At 72.6% G+C, this 18,209-nt stretch carries 16 protein-coding genes; 2 read left to right on the top strand and 14 right to left on the bottom strand.

Translation table 11 applies throughout. The features are described from left to right. Nucleotides 1-264 precede the first annotated feature (264 nt). The 11 genes from urtE to NR111_RS14495 all read right to left on the bottom strand — a co-directional run bounded on the left by urtE (nt 265) and on the right by NR111_RS14495 (nt 12,063). The gene (gene urtE / locus NR111_RS14550; RefSeq protein WP_083249765.1) at nt 265-966 is read right to left on the bottom strand and encodes an urea ABC transporter ATP-binding subunit UrtE; all 702 of its coding nucleotides are present in this window, start codon (nt 964-966) and stop codon (nt 265-267) included. Next, nucleotides 963-1,865 (bottom strand): urea ABC transporter ATP-binding protein UrtD, encoded by a 903-nt coding sequence (gene urtD, locus NR111_RS14545; RefSeq protein WP_256821219.1) that lies wholly within the window; start codon nt 1,863-1,865, stop codon nt 963-965. Before urtD ends, urtE begins: the two co-directional genes overlap by 4 nt. Beyond that, nucleotides 1,862-3,016: an urea ABC transporter permease subunit UrtC gene (gene urtC, locus NR111_RS14540; RefSeq protein ID WP_256821261.1), complete on the bottom strand. Its 1,155-nt coding sequence runs from the start codon at nt 3,014-3,016 to the stop codon at nt 1,862-1,864. Before urtC ends, urtD begins: the two co-directional genes overlap by 4 nt. 146 nt (nt 3,017-3,162) lie before the next feature. Further along, a complete protein-coding gene (gene urtB, locus NR111_RS14535; protein ID WP_061228856.1) occupies nt 3,163-4,047 on the bottom strand; it encodes an urea ABC transporter permease subunit UrtB in 885 nt (294 codons plus the stop codon). A 118-nt stretch (nt 4,048-4,165) separates the two neighbouring features. Beyond that, nucleotides 4,166-5,413 (bottom strand): urea ABC transporter substrate-binding protein, encoded by a 1,248-nt coding sequence (gene urtA / locus NR111_RS14530; RefSeq protein WP_096907488.1) that lies wholly within the window; start codon nt 5,411-5,413, stop codon nt 4,166-4,168. Between the two features lie 426 nt (nt 5,414-5,839). After that, the gene (locus NR111_RS14525; protein ID WP_256821218.1) at nt 5,840-6,808 is read right to left on the bottom strand and encodes an urease accessory protein UreD; all 969 of its coding nucleotides are present in this window, start codon (nt 6,806-6,808) and stop codon (nt 5,840-5,842) included. Continuing rightward, nucleotides 6,805-7,440 (bottom strand): urease accessory protein UreG, encoded by a 636-nt coding sequence (gene ureG, locus NR111_RS14520; RefSeq protein ID WP_256821217.1) that lies wholly within the window; start codon nt 7,438-7,440, stop codon nt 6,805-6,807. The genes NR111_RS14525 and ureG overlap by 4 nt, the downstream gene beginning before the upstream one ends. Before the next feature lie 353 nt (nt 7,441-7,793). Next, nucleotides 7,794-8,648: an urease accessory protein UreF gene (locus tag NR111_RS14515; RefSeq protein WP_256821260.1), complete on the bottom strand. Its 855-nt coding sequence runs from the start codon at nt 8,646-8,648 to the stop codon at nt 7,794-7,796. After that, nucleotides 8,648-10,846 (bottom strand): urease subunit alpha, encoded by a 2,199-nt coding sequence (gene ureC / locus NR111_RS14510; RefSeq protein WP_306228599.1) that lies wholly within the window; start codon nt 10,844-10,846, stop codon nt 8,648-8,650. Before ureC ends, NR111_RS14515 begins: the two co-directional genes overlap by 1 nt. Nucleotides 10,847-10,903: 57 nt before the next feature. Then, the gene (locus NR111_RS14500; RefSeq protein ID WP_256821216.1) at nt 10,904-11,746 is read right to left on the bottom strand and encodes a hypothetical protein; all 843 of its coding nucleotides are present in this window, start codon (nt 11,744-11,746) and stop codon (nt 10,904-10,906) included. Continuing rightward, nucleotides 11,743-12,063 (bottom strand): urease subunit gamma, encoded by a 321-nt coding sequence (locus tag NR111_RS14495; protein ID WP_154829876.1) that lies wholly within the window; start codon nt 12,061-12,063, stop codon nt 11,743-11,745. Before NR111_RS14495 ends, NR111_RS14500 begins: the two co-directional genes overlap by 4 nt. A gap of 309 nt (nt 12,064-12,372) precedes the next feature. On the opposite strand from NR111_RS14495, the gene NR111_RS14490 reads away from it, so the two are divergent. Continuing rightward, entirely contained in the window at nt 12,373-12,960 is a 588-nt protein-coding gene (locus tag NR111_RS14490) for a 2-oxo-4-hydroxy-4-carboxy-5-ureidoimidazoline decarboxylase (RefSeq protein WP_256821215.1), read from the top strand. Continuing rightward, nucleotides 12,960-13,283 carry a hydroxyisourate hydrolase gene (gene uraH / locus NR111_RS14485; RefSeq protein WP_067713539.1) on the top strand — a complete coding sequence of 108 codons (324 nt, stop codon included), beginning with the start codon at nt 12,960-12,962 and terminating at the stop codon, nt 13,281-13,283. Before NR111_RS14490 ends, uraH begins: the two co-directional genes overlap by 1 nt. 74 nt (nt 13,284-13,357) lie before the next feature. On the opposite strand, the gene NR111_RS14480 is transcribed toward uraH, so the two are convergent. The 3 genes from NR111_RS14480 to NR111_RS14470 are packed head-to-tail and all read right to left on the bottom strand — an operon-like array spanning nt 13,358 to nt 18,206. Continuing rightward, nucleotides 13,358-14,704, bottom strand: coding sequence for an amidohydrolase family protein (locus NR111_RS14480; protein ID WP_256821214.1), 1,347 nt, complete (start codon nt 14,702-14,704; stop codon nt 13,358-13,360). Further along, nucleotides 14,701-17,343 (bottom strand): molybdopterin cofactor-binding domain-containing protein, encoded by a 2,643-nt coding sequence (locus NR111_RS14475; protein WP_256821213.1) that lies wholly within the window; start codon nt 17,341-17,343, stop codon nt 14,701-14,703. The genes NR111_RS14480 and NR111_RS14475 overlap by 4 nt, the downstream gene beginning before the upstream one ends. Next, complete coding sequence (locus NR111_RS14470; protein ID WP_256821212.1) at nt 17,337-18,206, bottom strand: FAD binding domain-containing protein; 870 nt, start codon at nt 18,204-18,206, stop codon at nt 17,337-17,339. The genes NR111_RS14475 and NR111_RS14470 overlap by 7 nt, the downstream gene beginning before the upstream one ends. Nucleotides 18,207-18,209 lie beyond the last annotated feature (3 nt).

Here is an 18,209-nt window from a genome sequence, read left to right as displayed (position 1 = left end):
AACGGTTCGCTCTCACCACGGCCGATCAGTGAGCCCGCGGCGCCGGGGAGAGAGTCTCGGCGCTGAGAAAAGAATAAACACTCTCTGCCCCGAGCTGTTAACGGTGTCGACAATTCGGTGCGGGACGCCCGCCCGCGGCGTGACCGGGCCGAACCCTCTGACCTGGGATGCCCTGAACGGGCTGAGCAGGGCACCCCAGGTCAGGGGCGGTATCGGCGGGCGACCTTCTGGGTGCCGGCGGTGGCGCGGCCGGCCGGCTCGGGCTCAGATCGCCAGCGCCGCCGACACCTCGTGGGCGGCGGTCGCATCAGAGGCGCCTGAGTGCGATATCCGCCCGGACTCGATGACGTAGTAGACGTCGGAGGCCCGCAGCGAGAAGCCCACGTGCTGTTCGACGAGCAGGACCGACAGGTCGCCGCGGGAGGCCAGGTCCACGATGATGCGCTCGATCTCGGCGACGACGTTGGGCTGGATGCCCTCGGTGGGCTCGTCCAGCACCAGCATCCGCGGTTCGGTGATGAGCGTCCGGGCGATCGCCAACTGCTGCCGCTGGCCGCCGGAGAGCAGGCCGGCCTTGCGGTCGAGCAGCTCCTTGAGCGCCGGGAAGAGGTCCAGCGACTCGTCGATCAGCGCCTTGCCGCGCTTGCGCCCATCGGCGACGAGCTGCAGGTTCTCGGCCGTGGTGAGCTGGGTGAACGACTGCTGCCCCTGCGGGACGTAGCCGATCCCGCGGGCCACCCGCGCGTGCGGACGCAGGGAGGTGATGTCCTCGCCGTCGAACTCGATCGTGCCGCCCTTGCACGGCAACAGTCCCACCGCGGTCCGCAGCAGCGTCGTCTTGCCGGCGCCGTTGTGACCGAGGATCGCGGCCACTCCCCCGGCCGGAACCTCGAGGTCGACACCGTGGACGACCTCCGAGCCGCCGTAGCCCGCGCGGACGCCGGTCATCTTGAGCAGTGCGGTCATCGTGGGGACTCCTCGGTCTCGTCTGCCAGCTCGGTGCCGGTCGCGGCGGCGGTGCCCAGGTAGACCTGCTGCACCTTGGGGTCGGCCTGGATCTCGGCGACGGTGCCCTCCGCGAGCACCTTGCCGGCGGCCAGGACGGTGACGGAGGTGGCGAACGCGCGCATGAAGTCCATGTCGTGTTCCACCACCACGACGGTGCGGTCGGCGGCGATGCGCTGCAGCAGCTCGCCGGTGGCCTGACGCTCCTCGGCGCCCATCCCGGCGACGGGCTCGTCGAGCAGCATGACGTCGGAGTCCTGCACCAGCAGCATGCCGATCTCCAGCCACTGTTTCTGCCCGTGCGCCAGCACCCCTGCCTTGGTGCCGGCGAGGTGCCCGAGCCCGATGGTCTCCAGCGCCTCGGTCACCTTGTCCTCCCGGCCGTGGCGGCGCCGCAGCAGGGTGAGCGGGCCGCGGCGGGCGCCGGCGGCGATGTCGAGGTTCTGCTCGACGGTGAGGTCCTCGAACACCGACGCCGTCTGGAACGTGCGGCCGATGCCCATCTTGGCGATCTTGTGCGTCTTGAGCCCCAGCACCGGCTGGCCGGACTTGTCGACGGTGCCGGTGGCGGGCACGAGCCCGGTGATCGCGTCGACGACGGTCGTCTTGCCAGCGCCGTTCGGGCCGATGAGGAAGCGCAGGTCGCCCTGGATCAGGGTGAGGTCGACACCGTCCACGGCCTTGAATCCGTCGAACGTCACCGTCAGGTCGCGGACCTCGAGGTAGGTGCCTGCGCCTCCTTCACCGGAGCGAGTGCGGGCGGACGCGCGGGCGGCGGAGCCGGGCAGGCCGATCTCGGCACCGGTCAGGGTGCCGGCGGACAGCGCGGCACCAATGCCGAAGGCGGTGGACGGGGTCATCGGGACTCCTCGGGGGAAGCGGCGCCGGGCGCCGACGCATCGGGATCAGGTTCGGCGATGCCGGTGGTGGCGGGCCGGTCGGAGGTGGCGAAACTCGTCGTCGTCGTGGTCGTCGTGGTCGGCTCCTGGCCCTTGGCGCGCCGACGTCGCATCACGAACAGCGACGCCAGGCCGCCGGGCAGGAACCCCACCACCACGATGAACAAGATGCCCTGCAGGTAGGTCCACTGCGACGGGTAGGCCTCGGAGAACGCGGTCTGCGCCCAGGCCACACCGATCGCGCCGAGCACCGGGCCGAGCAGGGTCGCGCGGCCGCCGATCGCGACGCCGATGAGGAACGCGATCGAGGGCGCGATGCCGATCGCCGACGGCGAGATGATCCCCACGATCGGCACGAACAGCGCCCCGGCGAGCCCCGCGGCGAACGCGGCCACGGCGTAGGCGAACGACTTGACCATCGCCGGGTCGTAGCCGAGGAACCGCACGCGCTCCTCCTGGTCGCGGACGGCCACGAGCAACTCGCCGAACCGGGAATTCATGAACTGGCGCACCAGCAGCACCACGAGAAGCAGCGCGCCGCCGGCGAGGAAGTACAGCATCCGCCGGTTGGCCGGGTCGGACAGCGCGAACCCGAAGAACCCGGTGAAGCGGTTGAGCCCGTTGGACCCGCCCAGCTCCGGCCGGCTCACGAGGAAGATCGCGGCGGCCGCCGCCAGGGCCTGCGAGAGGATCGCGAAGTAGGCGCCCTTGACCTTGCGGTTGAATACCAGGTAGCCGAACCCGAACGCCAGCAGCGGCGGGACCAGCAGGATCACCGCGAGCGTGAACCCGGGCGAGGCGAACGGCACCCAGTACCCGGGCATCTCGCGCATCCCGGCGATCTGCATGAAGTCGGGCAGCGCGTCGGCGCCTCCGCGGTCGCGGGCGTCGGAGATCTTGAGGAACATCGCCATCGCGTAGGCGCCCACGCCGAAGTACACGCCCTGGCCGAGGGTCAGCATGCCGCCGCGCCCCCACGCCAGACCGATGCCACTGGCGACGATCGCGTAGCAGAAGAATTTGGCCAGCAGGCTCAGCCGGAAGTCGCTCAGCAGCGCGGGCGCGAGAGCGAAGATGATCAGCGCGGCCACCGCGAGCGCGGCCCAGAACATCCACCGTGGCCGCTCGGCGTCGCCGGTGAGCAGGCGTCGGGCGCGGGTGCGCCGGGGCAGCGAGGCTGCGGGATCGGGGGCGGTGGTGGCAGCGGAGTCGGCGGAGTCGGCGCCGCCAGCCGCTCGGGTGACGGAGATGGTCTTGGTCATGCCAGGCTCCTGGTCTTGACGGCGAACAGGCCCTGCGGGCGCACCTGCAGGAAGATGATGATGGCGACAAAGACGAGCACCTTGGCCACCGACGCGGTGGTGGAGTACTCGAAGAACGAGTGCAGGACCCCGAGCGCGAACGCCGCGATCACGGCGCCCCGCAGCTGGCCGAGACCACCCACGACCACCACGAGGAACGCGTCGATGAGATACGACTGGCCGATCGTCGGGCTCGTTGAGCCTATGAGCGTGAGCGCCACCCCGGCGACGCCGGCCAGGCCGGAGCCGATGAAGAACGTGGTGATGTCGGTGCGGCGGGAGCTGATGCCCGACGACTCGGCGAGGTCACGGTTGAGCGTGACCGCCCGGATGCGGCGGCCCATGGGCGTGAACTTCATCGCGGCCATGACCGCGGCGACGCAGGTGATCGCCAGGACGAAGATGAACACGCGAGTCAGAGGCACCGACGCACCGAGCAGTTCGACGCTGCCGCGCAGGAACTCCGGCACCGCCACGTTGACGGCCGGCGCGCCCCAGATGTCTCGGGCGATCTGCTGCAGGACCAGGCCCACACCGAACGTGACGAGCAGGGTGTCCAGTGGACGGGCGTAGAGGCGCCGGATGAGCGTCACCTCGAGCAGCACGCCGAGCAGGCCGCCGACGACGAAACCCAGGGCCAGGGACAACAGCAGGCTCATCCCAGAGGCGGCGGTGATCTGCTGGACGACGTAGGCGGTGTAGCAGCCGGCCATGATGAACTCGCCGTGGGCCATGTTGATGACGCCCATCTGGCCGAACGTCAGGCTCAGGCCGAGGGCGGCGAGCAGGAGGATGGAGCCGATGCTCAATCCGGTCGCGAGTTGTCCGATGAGGATGTCCACATCGGCTCCTTTCTCCGGGTCCCGCCCTCCCCCTCCCCCGCTCCCGACTGACGGGCCGGGAGCGGGGTGGGTCGGGCGGGGTGGGCGGGGCTGGGTGATCCGGGCTGACGGTCGGGCGTCAGTTCCCGGACAGGTCGCCGGCCCAGTCGTAGGACTCGAGGAACGGGTCGGGCTCGATCGCCTCGCCGGAGCTCCACACCTCGTAGATCAGGCCGTCGGGGCGGATCTCGCCGACGATCGCGGTCTTGGAGATGTGGTTGTTCTCGCCGTTGATGGTGACGGTGCCCTCGGGGGCGTCGAAGCTGACGCCGTCGGCGGCGTCCTGGATGGCGTCGACGGCGAAGGAGTCCGCCTTCTCGACCGTGTTCTTCCACAGGTAGACCGAGGTGTACGCGGCTTCCATCGGATCGGAGGTGACGCGGTTCGCGCCGTACTTCGCCTTGAACGCGTCGACGAACGCGGTGTTCTCCGGCGAGTCGATCGTCTGGTAGTAGTTCCACGAGGTCAGCTGGCCGTCAATATTCGCGGCGCCGATGCCCTGGACCTCCTCCTCGGCGATCGACACGCTCACCACCGGGGTGTCCTCGGCGGACAGGCCGGCGTTGGAGTACTCGCGGAAGAACGCCACGTTGGAGTCGCCGTTGAGCGTGTTGAACACGGCGTCCGGGTTGGCGGTGCGCACCTTGTTGACGATGGTCGAGAAGTCGGTCGAGCCGAGCGGGGTGTAGTCCTCGCCGAGGATCTCGACCTCGTTGGCCTCGGCCCACGCCTTGATGACGCGATTGGCGGTCTGCGGGAAGACGTAGTCCGAGCCCACGAGGTACATGGACTCCACGCCCTGCTCCTTGAGGTACTCCAGGGCGGGGACGATCTGCTGGTTGGTGGTGGCGCCGGTGTAGAAGATGTTCTCCGACGCCTCGAGGCCCTCGTACTGCACCGGGTAGTAGAGCAACGCGTTGGCGTCCTCGACCACGGGCAGCATCGCCTTGCGGGAGGACGAGGTCCAGCCGCCGAAGATCGCGGCCACGCAGTCACTGGTGATGAGCTTCTGCGCCTTCTCCGCGAACACGGCCGGGTCGGAGGCGCCGTCCTCCACCACGGGTTCGATCTGCTTGCCCAGCACCCCGCCCTCGGCGTTGATCTGCTCGATCGCCAGCGCCACCGAGTCACGCACGGTCTTCTCGGAGATGGCCATGGTGCCCGACAGCGAATGCAACGAGCCCACCTTGATCGTGTCGCCGGAGGTGTCCACGCAGGACTCGGCGGCGGCCGCGGCGGTGTCGCCGGTCCGGCTTCCGCAGGCGGTGAGCGCACCCGCACCCAGGATCACGAGGCCGGCGGTGGCCAGTGCACGCCGGGTGCGGATCGAGCGCGGCGTCTGGCTCGCGCGAGCTGTCTTCCCAGAGGAGATGGAGGTGGAGTTCACGTGGTTGACCTGACCTTCACTGACCGGCTGTCGAGTGCTCCCGCGGGCTGCGGGGCTCGAAGCGCGATGTGGATAAAGGTAAGGACATGATGTGAGTCAGCTGAGTCGCCGGTGTTTCGCCACCGTTGCCTCTACCTGCGTTGTGTGAACGCTGTGTTTCTCGTCCACCCCGCGATACAAGTGCGCGGGCGCGGCCGGCTGAGCCCGCACGCCGCTCCTGCGCGGGGTTACGCGTCCCCTTCGGCTTGTGATGCCTCTATGTACGCGTACGCGCGGGATGTGCTGGCGGAACGGTCCATAGAGGGCGCATACCTGGGCGTCGGCGGGCTGGGCGGCGGCCGTCGTCTCTCGGGGCCGGCCCGGCTCTCAGCTCTTTCGCAGGTCCGGCGCCGGCGCACCGAGGAGATGGACTCGCGCGGCGGACCAGACCGCGCGCACCGCTGCCTCCACGTTCTCCTGCCCGCGGCCGAGCACCCGCAGCCAGGCGCCGCAGCCGTCGGGCAGGGTGCTCACCCCGCACCGCACCGCCGCATCAAGGCCATCCGAGTTCGGGGTCGCGGACCCGATCGCCTCGGCCGCGTCGCGCATGACCGCCGCGAGCTCCTCCGCCGGGCCGGGCGCCACGACGAACAGGGTCCCGATCGCGTCGGCGTCTCCTGTGACCAGCGGGTGGCCGGCCTCGTCGCGGGTGATGTGGGTGGTGTCCACGGCGAGCAGGGTGCCGTCGGGGCGGGAGATCTCCACGGCCGAGACGTAGGCGTCCACGTCCCAGCTCTCCCCGCGGGCCACGCGTCCGGCGGTGAGGACATCGCCGGCGATGAGCACGGCGTCCTCGGGCACCTCGGCCCGCAGCTGCTGCTGGAACCTGCTGCCGCCGTACGGAATGAGCGGGTCCGGCAGCCACTCGCACACCGCGCCCTCGCCCAGCGTCAGGGAGACGGTCTGCGTGGCGTAACCGACGTCCATCCGGTGCACCCGGTTCGCGGCCTGGGTGGTGACCAGTGCGTGCGCGCCGGCGGACACCCGGACGTCCATGTCGAGCCGGTCGCCGCCGACGATCCCGCCGCCGGTCGACATCACGTACACCGTCGGCATCTCGCGCAGCACCGGGTCGATGTACAGCGGCCGCATCACCTGCAGCGGGGATTTCTGGAACCGCTCGGCCAGTACCGTCCGCCCGTCGGGGTCACAGCCGTCGCGACGGAACGCCAGGTCCAGCACGCCGACCTTGCCGGGCGAGCCGACGGGCAGGGCCCCGGGCCCGGTCTGCGGTCCGTCCGCCACGGCGGGCCATACGAACCCCGGGTCGGCGGCGCGGGTCAGCCGGTCGCTCACCGTACGGGCAGCAGTTCCACCCGGCGGGACTCGAAGTAGTCGAGCACCTCGTCGATGCCGGTCCCGGAGAGGCAGTCGGTGAGCGCGACGGGCTTGCCCGAGCGGACGCGGTCGGCGTCCGAGGACATCACGCCCAGGTCGCAGCGCACGTACTGGGCGATGTCGATCTTGTTGATCACCAGCAGGTCGCATTCGGTGATGCCGGGCCCGCGCTTGCGGGGCATCTTCTCGCCCTCGGCGGTGTCCAGGACAAAGACGAACAGGTCGACCAGCGCCGGCGAGAACGTCAGGGTGAGATTGTCGCCGCCGGACTCGTAGATGAGGGTGTCGACGTCCGGGTGGTCCTCGAGCATCTCCGCCCCCACCGCGAGGTTCATGGTGGGGTCGTCGCGCACGGCGGTGTGCGGGCACGAGCCTGTCTCCACGCCCACCACCCGGGCGGGATCGAGGACTCCGGCCAGGGTGCGGCGGACGTGCTCGGCGTCCTCCTGCGTGTAGATGTCGTTGGTGATGACGGCCGGGGTGCGTCCCCGGGCGATCAACTCTGGGACCAGCGCCTCGATGAGAGCGGTCTTGCCTGAGCCCACCGGCCCACCGATCCCGATCCGCAACACCTGCTGTGCCTCTGCCATGCAACGAACGCTAGTGCAGCCGTGTTTCGGCAGTGTTGCGCGGCGTACGCAGCGCGGCCCTGCCCTCGGCGGGATCCGCCCTGACCTGGGGTGCCCTGCAGCGCACGTTCAGGGCACTCCAGGTCAGAGGGCGATTTCAGGACCGGGCCCATGAATCGGAGCATCACCAGCAGGACGCCCGTGCAGTGCTGCCGCGGCGGCGTCGGCGGCAGCGACGGCGACGGCGACGGCAACTGCCCCACCCCGGCCGGCACGGCCCTGACCTGCGATGCCCTGCACCCGTCCTTCAGGGCACCCCAGGTCAGAGCGCTACCGGGTACGCAGGTACTCCGGTCAGGAGGGTGGAGGCCGGGTCACGAGGCGAACAGCCGGGCGTCGGCGCGTTCGTGGTGGCAGGACGCCAGGTCCAGCACTGGCGCGAACCCGCCGAGTTCCTCCAGCGACCGGCCCACCGCGGCGTCGGCGACCTCGGCGATCACCGGAGCCGCCCCGCGCACCAGCGCCTGCGCGGTGCGGTGATCGGCCAGTCGCAGCCGCAGCGCGGCCCCCGACAGGCTGATGACCAGCGCGGTGAGGTCGGCGGCCACGGCCTCCCGCTGGCTCAGCCCGCCGCGGGCGTAGACCACGCCCATGACCACCGACTGCGATCCCGGCGACCGACGGGCCCGGACGTGGTCGTTCCACGCGGACACCACCGGGTCGTCGAGGAGTTCGGCGGCGAGGTCGAGGACCTGCTTTCCGGTGCGGGTGGCGCCGTCGCGGAACTCGCGGGTCAACCGGGTGGCGTGCAGCCGCCGGTCGATGCGGGTGAGCGCCGCGAGCAGGGCCTCGGTGCCGGAGAGAGCAGGGTCGCCGGCGTGCTCGCGGGTGGCCTCCCAGGCGAGGGCCAGCGCGGTCGCCTCGGCCGGGCCGGCCGAGTGGCGCAGGATCCCGTGCACGGCCTCGGCCACGGAGTGCGCGCCAGTGGCCGGAGGCCCTGCAGTACCCGCCCGGCCAGAGGCTGCAGCCTCCACAGCGCCCAACTGCCGGAGCCCCTCGAGCCCGTGCGAGAGCGTGTACATGCCCGACGGGAACGAGGAGTCGGTGAACTGAAGCGCCAGCAGCAACGTCGACAGTTCGGCACGACCCGCGCCCGGCACAGGGCCCGCAGGGCAGCCGCCGGCCGCGTTGTCGTCGTGGTCGTCGTCGTGGTCGTCGTGGTCGGACATCACGCGAGGTAGTGCAGCTGGGCCAGCGGCAACGTGGTGGCGGGGGCGATGGTGGCGGGCTCGCCGTCGACGGTCACCACGTAGGTCTCGGGATCCACCTCGATGACCGGGCAGCGGTCGTTGCGGACCATGTCCTTCTTGCCGATCCCCCGGCAGCCACGCACGGGCAGGCACGGCGAGGTCAGGCCCAGCTGTTCGGGCACGCTGGCCTCGATCGCGGCGGCGGACAGGAACGTCACCCGCGTGGACTGCAGCGCCCCGCCGTACGCGCCGAACATCGGGCGGTAGATCACCGGCTGCGGCGTGGGCAGCGACGCGTTGGGATCGCCCATCGGCGCCCACACGATCATCCCGCCCTTGATGATCAACGACGGCTTGGCGGCAAACGAGTCGACCGGCCACACCACGAGATCGGCGAGCTTGCCGGGTTCGATCGAGCCGAGGTGGTCGGCGATGCCCGCCGCGATGGCGGGGTTGATGGTCATCTTGGCGACGTAGCGCAGGACGCGCTCGTTGTCGTTGCGGTCACTGTCCTCGGGCAGCGGGCCCCGCTCGACGCGGCAGTGGTGGGCGGTCTGGAACGCGCGTTGCCACGACTCGCCGATCCGGCCCATGGCCTGCGAGTCCGAGGAGAAGATCGAGATGATCCCCTCGTCGTGCAGGACGGTCTCGGCGGCGATCGTCTCGGCGCGCACCCGGGAATCGGCGAAGCTCACGTCCTCCGGGATGTCGTGCGACAGGTGGTGGCACACCATCACCATGTCCAGCAGTTCGTCGACCGAGTTCACGGTGTACGGCAGCGTCGGGTTGGTGGAGGCGGGCAGGACGTTGGGCTCGCCGCACACCCGCAGGATGTCGGGGGCGTGGCCGCCGCCGGCGCCCTCCGAATGGAAGGTGTGGATGGTGGAGTCGCCGAACGCGGCGCGGGTGTCCTCGTAGAAGCCCGACTCGTTGAGGGTGTCGGTGTGGATCGCGACCTGCACGTCGTACTCGTCCGCCACCTCCTGCACGCAGCGGATCGCCGCGGGCGTGGTGCCCCAGTCCTCGTGGATCTTCAGCCCCGCCGCGCCGGCGACGATCTGCTCGACCGCCGACTCCGGCTGCGACGTGTTGCCCTTGCCCAGCACCCCGATGTTCACCGGCAGCCCGTCGGCGGCCTGCAGCATCCGCCCGATGTTCCACGCGCCGGGCGTGCAGGTGGTGCCCTTGGTTCCTTCGGCAGGGCCGGTGCCGCCGCCGAACAGGGTGGTCACACCGTTGGACAGGGCTTCCTCGACCTGCTGCGGCGCGATGTAGTGGATGTGGGTGTCCACGCCGCCGGCGGTGACGATCTTGTGCTCGCCCGCGACCACCTCGGTGCCGGGCCCGATCACCAGTTCCGGGTGCACCCCGTCCTGCAGGTGCGGGTTGCCGGCCTTGCCCACGGCCACGATCCGCCCGTCGCGCACCCCGATGTCGCCCTTGACCACACCCAGCACCGCGTCGACGATCGTCGCGCCCGTGATCACCAGGTCCAGCGCGCCCGAGGCGCGGGTGCCCGCCGGGTCCTGGGCCATGCCGTCGCGGATCGCCTTGCCGCCGCCGTAGACGGCCTCGTCGCCGTAGCCACTGCTGCCGTCGGTGGTGACCGCGTTGTGGTCGGTGGCGATCTCGATCACCAGGTCGGTGTCGGCCAGCTGCAGTCGGTCGCCGACCGTGGGTCCGTAGATGTCGGTGTAGGTGGCACGCGGGAGCACGGTCGGCGGGCCCTCGGCGGCGGGCACACGGTCCGGGACGGGCGCGACCTCGTCGTCGTCGTCGTTGTTGTCGGGGCTGTCGTCGTCACCGCCGCTGTGCAGGAACCCCCCGGCGACCATCCGCTCCAGCGCGCGCTCGCGGACGGCCGGGTCGTCGAGCGGGCCGTCGACCAGCCCGGAGAACCCGTGGCACACGCGCTCGCCCGCGAAGTCGACCAGCCGCACCGTCCGCGTCTGGCCGGGCTCGAAGCGCACCGCCAGGCCCGCGCCGATCGCCAGGTGCCGCCCGTACGCCGCGAGCCGGTTGAAGCGCAGCTCCCGGTTGGCCTCGAAGAAGTGATAGTGCGAACCCACCTGGACGGCGCGGTCGCCGGTGTTGGTCACGCGCACCTCGATGGTCGCGCGACCGGCGCCCAGCTCGATGTCCCCGTCGCCGTAGAGGTAGTGCACCGAACCGGACATGTGTGGCTCCTGGGGTCGTCGGGGTGGGGTGAGGTCGGGGTGTAGTGGCTGGGGTGGCTAGTGGGAGTGGGTGTAGACGGTGCCGTCGGCGGCGACGTGCGAGTGGGCGTAGCCGTGGCCGTCTTCGGCGTCGAGGGCGGCGTCGATGCCGTCGTCGCCGTGGTCGAGCCGGTGCACGGCCTCGCGGACGCGGGTGTCGATCACGCTGCGCAGCACGGCCGGGCCGAACAGGTACTCGCCCTCGCCGGGCAGGTCGAGTCCGGTGACCGGCGCGGGGGCGAGGGTCGCCGAGACCACCACCGGCCGTCGGCCACCGAGGGCGCGGACGCGCTCGAGCCCCTCGGGGAGGTCGGGGTCGGGTTCGTCGCCGCCGTGGAACGCCACCTCGACCAGCCCGGGCTGCCCGTACTGCCGCGCGAGCCGGGCGAGGCGGTACAGCTCGGCGTCGGCGAACGGGTCGATCGCGCGGCTCACCACGAGCGCCGAGCACACCGCGCCGTGCCGCCTGATCACCGCGCGCAGCCGGGTGATGAGCATCGTCGCGTCGCCCAGCGGTGCGGCCAACGCCACGCTGCCCGGGGCGAGCCGCACGCGGTCGGTGCTGCCCCGGACGTCGCGTAACGTCCGGGAGCAGTCGGCGACCATCGCGGGCGCGCGGCCGAACGTCATGGGGACGACGACGACGACACCGGCACCCTCCCCCGCCGCATCCGGTCCCCCGGGCCTTCGCGCCTGCGCTTCCACCAGGTCGGCGAGATCGCGGCCCGGCCGAGCAGCGGGGATGCCCAGGTCCGGCATCTGCTCGGACTCCGGGCCCAACGCGAGGACGACCCGGGCGGTCGCCGGGTCGGTGTGGGCGTGGCCGTGCGCGTGAGCGTGCCCGTTCGCGTGGCCGCTCACGCGCTCTGCTCCACCGGCCCGATGGGGTCGTGCACGGTGACGAGCTTGGTCCCGTCGCGGAACGTGGCCTCGACCTGGATCATCGCCAGCCGCTCGACCACCCCGTCCATCACCTCGCCGGCGTCGAGCACCTGCCGGCCCAGGTGCATGCACTCGGCGACGGTGCGGCCGTCGCGGGCGTGCTCGACGATCTCCCACGAGATGAGCGCGGTGGCCTCGGGGACGTTGAGCAGCACCCCGCGCTCGAGCCTGCGGCGCGCGACCTCGGCCGCGGTGAACAGGGTGAGCTTGTCCAACTCGCGGGGGGTGAGCTTCATCCTGGGGTCCTCTCGTGCTCGGGCAGCGGCGCATCCGGGGACCGGCATGCGCGTCTGCGCGCGTCGACGCTTCTGAACGCTAGCGACGTTGTGTGTCGGTAGTGTTACTTGCCTCCGGTCCGGCCCTTCCTCCCGCCGCACCCTCGCCGCGCCCTCGCCGCGCCCTCGCCGCGCGAGCCCCTGACCTGCGGTGCCCTGCGGGCGGCGTGCAGGGCACCGCAGGTCAGGGCGCCGGGGCCGATTGTTACGCCGTGTTACGACTGCCGCGTCGGCGGTGTTCCGGGCCCCTGCCGCTGCGATGATGAGCCCGTGCCCGAGACCACCACACCCCCCGTTTCCTCTGATTCTGCCGAGACCGTCGATCCCGCCGTGGGCGGATTCGATGCCGCGCGCGCAGGGGAACTGATGCCGGTCCTGACCGAACTCTCCGCGTCGCAGGCCTGGGCCCGCGCGGTGCTGGAGGGGCGGCCGTACCGTTCCCGCGACGCGCTGCACGCACGGGCCCGGCGAGTGCTCGCCGAGCAGAGCGACGCCGAGGTACTGGCCGCGGTCGACGCGCACCCGCCGATCGGCGCGGGCTCGGGCGGCGCGGGCGGCAGCGCAGCCACGGGCGCGCCCCGGGAGGTCGGGCAGGCCTCGGCTCGGGAGCAGAGCGCAGCCGCCACCGCGGACGCCGAACTCGCGCGCCGGCTCGCCGAGGGGCAACGTCGGCACGCCGAGCACTTCGGCCACGCGTTCCTCGTGTGCGCGACCGGGCTGTCGGCGCGGGACATCGTGGCCGAACTCGACCGGCGGATCGACCTCACCGCCGCGGAGGAACTCGCGACCACCCGTGACCACCTGGCCGCCATCAACGCCCTGCGGCTGGACCGACTGCTCGAGACCGGAACCCTCTGATGTCGCTGAGCACCCACGCCCTGGACACCGCCACCGGCACCCCGGCGGTCGGCCTGGGCTACCGGCTCACCGACTCCGCTGGCACTGACCTCGCCTCCGGGGTCACCGACGTCGACGGCCGGGGCCCCGATCTGGCGCAGGTCGAGGTCGGGGCCGGGGTGTACCGACTGGCCTTCGACACGGGCGGCTATCACCGGGCCGCCGGAGTGAGCGGCTTCTACCCGGAGGCGGTGGTGTGCTTCGAGGTGACGGACCCGGCCGCGCACCACCACGTGCCGCTGATCCTGTCGCCGTTCGGGTACAGCACCTACCGCGGATCCTGAGGCGCGGGGCTCTCCGACGCTCTGACCTGCGGCGCCCTGCACCGGGCCTGCAGGGCACCCCAGGTCAGCGCCGGTCAGCGTCCGATGCCCCGCCGGGCGCACTGCTCGCGCAGATCCGCGGCCAGGGCCCGCTCGTCGGCGGTGACGAGCTCGAAGTCCCGCACCACCACCTGGCCGCCCACCACCACGTGGCGGGGCCGGCGCCCGGGTGCGGCCCACAACAGTCCTCGGATCGGATCCGCGACGCCGGCGTCCGCGACCCCGCTGACGTCCCACACCACCAGATCCGCCGCCGACCCCGGGGTGAGCCGGCCCAATTCGGGGCGCCCCAGGCCGTCGGCGCCGCCGGCGGTGATCATCTCCAGCACCTCGAGCGCGTCCAGAGGCCTACCGGCGAGCGGGGCGACCTGTATCGCCAGGCGCGCGTCGGCCAGGAGGTGTCCGGCGTCGTTGCTGCCACCGCCCGAGGTCCCGAGTCCCACGGTCACCCCGGCGTCGCGCAGTCGGGCCACCGGCGCCACGCCCCACCCCATCGGAAGATCGCAGGCCGGGGCATGGGTCGCGGTGACCCCGCTCCCGGCGATCGACGCGATCTCGGGGTCGGTGATGTCGCAGAGGTGGGCGAGGGTGACGTCGGGGGCGAGCCAGCCCCACTCCTCCAGCAGGTCCAGGGGGCGACGGCCGTACAGTTCGGTGGCCCGGGCCACGTCGACCTGCTCGTTGGCCTGGGTGCGCCGCCGCAGACCGAGCCGGCGCGCGACCTCCCCCATGGCGGCGAAGGTCGCGGGCCCGTCCGCGTGCACTCCCGACGGCCCCACGGCCAACTGGCGCATACCGTCGCCGGTGACCCCGCCGGTCGCGCCGGGCAGGTGCGCAGCGTGGATCGCCTCGACCGACGCCACTGCGGCATCCGGGTCGTCCCCGGCGGTGCCGCGAACGAAGGCCAGTCGCGATCCCAGCGCCTGCGCACCGGCGTACGCAGCACCGGCGATCTGCACGGGTTCCGGGCCCGCCGGCCAGGTGAGGTGGTGATCGGCCACGGTCGTGACGCCGCACAGCAGTGACTCGGCCAGCGCCACGCGGGCGGACAGTTCGACCAGCTCATCGTCGACCCGCGCGGCGACGTAGGCCTCGCGCATCCGGGCCAGCCACACGGCCATCTCCACCCCGCGGGTCCCGGGCAGGGTGCGGAACGCGCTCTGCAGCAGGTGATGGTGGGCGTTGACCAGGCCCGGGGTGACGACGCCGCCGTCGGCGTCGAGGGTCTCGACCACGGCAGCGCCGTCGGGCGCGGCGGCAGCATCGTCCGGCGCGGCGGCGATCCGCCCGTCCACGCACTCCACCGTGGAGACGTCCGCCGACTCGAGCCCCGGCGACCAGACCGCCGAGGCACCGGTCACCCGCAACACCCGCGCGCTCACGCCTGGCCCGTCGCCGTGAGAGCCCGGCCGTCGCGACGCGCGAACGACCTCATCCACACCAGGTCCGGGGTCAGGGGGATGAGGTCCTGCCGGACTCCGGTGGCCCGCCGGACGGCGATCCCCACGGCCGCGGCGACCGGGCAGTACGGGGCCTCGGACATGGACTTGGCGCCCAGGACGCCCTCGGGCTCGACGGTGTCGGCGAAGAACACCTCGGTGCGCGGGACGTCGCCCATGCGGGGTGGGTGGTAGTGCCGCAGGGTCGCGTTGGTGACCGCGCCGGTCTCGTCGAGCATCACCTGCTCGTACAGCGCCGCCCCGAGGGCCTGGGCGACGCCGCCCTCCACCTGTCCCCGCAGTTGCTGCGGGTTGAGGACCCGCCCGGCGTCGACGGCGTGGACGCTGTGCAGGACCTTCACCGTCCCGGTGTCGGGGCACACGGCCACCCGCACGCCCTGCACGGTGAACGCGGCCTGCCGACCCAGCCCGTCGGCGCACCCCTCGGCGGACACAGGCAGGTGGGCTCCGGCGCGGAGCAGCTCGGCGACCCGGGTTGCCGCGCGGTGCAGGGCGCGCCCACCGACCACGGTGCCGGCGGAGCCGAACGCGCCCGTGTCGTGGGTGAGCAGGGCGGTGTCGGACGCGTGCAGGACCACCGAGTCGGACGGCACGCCCAGCGCCTCGGCGACGATCTGGGTGTGCACGGTCGCTGTGCCGTTGCCGAATTCGGCCGTGCCCACGTAGGCGTGCACGGTGCCGTCGGCGGTGATCTCGACGCGGGCCGAACCGTGGTGGCCCCCGGGCGGATTGGTGGCGATCATGCACAGCGCGATCCCGGTCCCCTCCGCCCACCCGGGCGGCGCGGTCTCCCCGCGACCGGAGGCCAGGGCCCCTGCCACCAGGTCCAGGCAGTGGTCGAGTCCGTAGGAGGACAGGGCCAGCTCGTCGTCGTCGCCCGCGGAGCTCACCAACGCGTCACCCGGGCGCACCACGTTGCGCCGCCGCAGCTCCACGGGGTCCAGCCCGGCGGCGTCGGCGAGTTCGTCCAGCGCGCTCTCCAGGGCGAACCCCACCTCCCCCAGCCCGTACCCGCGGAACGCCCCCGACGGCACGGTGGTCGTGTAGACGGCCTCGGCGGTCACCCGCTTGGCCGGGCAGCGGTACAGCTCCACGGACTCGGTGATGGAGTGGAACATCACGCCCGCGGAGTGGCCCCCGTAGGCGCCGGCGTCGGACAGCACGTCCAGCTCGAGAGCGGTGAGCCGGCCGTCGTCGTCGCAGGCCACGGTGACGGTGGTGCGGTACGGGTGGCGCACGGTGGCGGAGGTGAACTGCTCCGCGCGCGAGTACTCCCACACCACGTCGCGGCCGGTGCGCAGGGCCGCGAGCACGGCCAGGTCCTCGACGATCATCTCCTGCTTGGCGCCGAACCCGCCGCCCACCCGCGCGGCGTGGACGCGCAGCTCATCGCGGTCGAGGCCGAAGATCCACGCCAACTCGTCGCGCACGAGAAACGGCACCTGGGTAGAGGAGCGGATGTCGAGCGACCCACCGACCCGGGGCCCGCCGTCGACGTGCCGCACGATCACCGCGTGGGTCTCCAGGTGCGTGTGCTGGACCCGCGAGGTGCTCCACGTGCCGGTCACCGTGTGCGCCGCGCGGGCGATCCCGGCGTCGACGTCGCCCACCTCGCCGAACCAGTCGGCCACCACGTTGCGCGCGGGGTCGGCGATCCGGGACTCCGGACCCTTGTCGCCGTGGATCGCTGGCGCTCCGGGGGCACGCGCGGCCTCGGGATCGAGGACCGACGGCAACACCTCGTAGCGCACCTCGATCAGCTGGCAGGCCCGCCGGGCGAGTGCCTCCGACTCGGCCACCACCGCCGCCACGCGCTGACCGTGGTAGCGCACGACCGGGTCGAGCACGCGGGTGTCGTCGGGATCGTCGGTACGCCGCTGGTGGCGGGCGGTGGAGAACAGGACGTCGGGGTCGTCGTGGTGGGTGAGCACGGCGACCACGCCGTCCATCGCGAGGGCGCGGGAGGCGTCGATCGACACGATGCGGACGTGCGCGTGCGGGGAGCGGAGCACCGCGAGATGCGCGCAGCCCGTCAGGTCGGTGTCCAGGGTGAAGGGTTCGGCGCCGCGCACCACGCGCTCGGTGGCCGGGGCGGCGACCGGGCTCCCGATCCCCCCGGCGGCGCACGCATTCCGGGCGCCGTCGAGGGCGTCCTCGACCGCCCGGTAGCCCGTGCAACGGCACAGGTTGCCCTTCATGGCGGCGATCCTCGGCGCCGGCCCGCCGTCCCGGGCGCACGGCGCGTGCCCCAGCCCGGTGACCGTGGTGACCATCCCCGCCGTGCAGAACCCGCACTGGAACCCGGCGGCGCGGGCGAACGCGGCCGGCACCTCGTCGGGCACCCCGGCGGCGGTGCGGACGTCGGCGCCCTCGGCGCGGTGCGCGGGCAGCACACAGGAATGGGTGGGCACGCCGTCGACCAGCACGGAACACGCACCGCAGTCGCCGGTGTCGCAGCCCTTCTTCACCGCGTGCACCCCCGACTCGCGCAGCAGCGTCCGCAGGCACTGCCCGGGGCGCGGGTCCAGGTCGTGGGCGCGTCCGTCGACGGTGATCAGCATGGTGCCTCCCGGTAGATGGGGTGGGTGAGTTCGGCGACGACGGCGAGGGCCGCGATCCCCGCCACGTGACGCCGCCAGCTCGGATCGCCCTGGGGGTCGTCGTGCCAGCGGGGCAGGTCGCGCACGGCGGCCTCGGCCTCACCGGCCGTGGGGGGCCGGTCCCAGGTGAGCACCTCCGGGGCGGGCACTGCGGCGGTCACGACGAGCGTGCAGCGGCCGCCGGGGTCCAGTCGCCCGGTGACCAGGGATCCGGAGCGGCCGCTGGGCACCAGCGAGTGCCGCCGGACCGCGTAGCGCGCCCGGCTCGCCGACGCGGGGATGACGAGCGCGCGCAGGATCTCGCCCGGGGCCAGACAGGTGCGGCCCGGGCCCAGCACCACCTCGGCGGCGGGGACGGTGCGGGTGCCGCCGGCCGGGGTCCAGATCTCGGCGGTCGCGCCGAGCGTGCAGGCGGCGGCGGTCCCGGCGCCGGCGGGCAGGGCGGCGCAGAGGTTGCCTCCCCAGGTGCCGCGGCCCCAGATCTTCCACGAGGCGAGCAGGCAGGAGAAGGCGTCGTGGAGGAACGGGCGCAGGGGCGCGGTGAGCGGGTGGTCCAACACTGTGCGCAGCGAGGCGGTCGCTGCCACCCGCAGGCCACCGTCGGGCAGCGGTTCGACGTCGGGCCATCGCAGGTCGAGCAGGTCCACGAGCGCGGTGACCGGTGTGGTCTCCCCCGGCGGGGCCGCGGCGCCGGCCGGGTGCAGGTGCGCCTCCCCGTGCAGGGCGGTCCCGCCGGCCAGGGCCGTGGCGCCGGCGAGCAGGGCCGCGTGCGCCTCGTCCCGGCTGCGCGGTCGGTGCAGTGCGGTGACGCTGACCAGGTCCACCGC

This window comes from Dietzia sp. Die43, from assembly GCF_024519835.1.
GTDB lineage: Bacteria > Actinomycetota > Actinomycetes > Mycobacteriales > Mycobacteriaceae > Dietzia > Dietzia kunjamensis.
This window is presented reverse-complemented; position numbering and strand designations above follow the sequence as displayed.

What these genes read in the sequence shown, in the direction of transcription:
- urtE (WP_083249765.1), bottom strand. Translation starts at nt 966, where the DNA reads ATGACCGCACTGCTCAAGATGACCGGCGTCCGCGCGGGCTACGGCGGC.
- urtD (WP_256821219.1), bottom strand. Translation starts at nt 1,865, where the DNA reads ATGACCCCGTCCACCGCCTTCGGCATTGGTGCCGCGCTGTCCGCCGGC.
- urtC (WP_256821261.1), bottom strand. Translation starts at nt 3,016, where the DNA reads ATGTTCTGGGCCGCGCTCGCGGTGGCCGCGCTGATCATCTTCGCTCTC.
- ureG (WP_256821217.1), bottom strand. Translation starts at nt 7,440, where the DNA reads ATGGCAGAGGCACAGCAGGTGTTGCGGATCGGGATCGGTGGGCCGGTG.
- NR111_RS14515 (WP_256821260.1), bottom strand. Translation starts at nt 8,648, where the DNA reads ATGTCCGACCACGACGACCACGACGACGACCACGACGACAACGCGGCC.
- ureC (WP_306228599.1), bottom strand. Translation starts at nt 10,846, where the DNA reads ATGTCCGGTTCGGTGCACTACCTCTACGGCGACGGGGACATCGAGCTG.
- NR111_RS14495 (WP_154829876.1), bottom strand. Translation starts at nt 12,063, where the DNA reads ATGAAGCTCACCCCCCGCGAGTTGGACAAGCTCACCCTGTTCACCGCG.
- uraH (WP_067713539.1), top strand. Translation starts at nt 12,960, where the DNA reads ATGTCGCTGAGCACCCACGCCCTGGACACCGCCACCGGCACCCCGGCG.
- NR111_RS14475 (WP_256821213.1), bottom strand. Translation starts at nt 17,343, where the DNA reads ATGCTGATCACCGTCGACGGACGCGCCCACGACCTGGACCCGCGCCCC.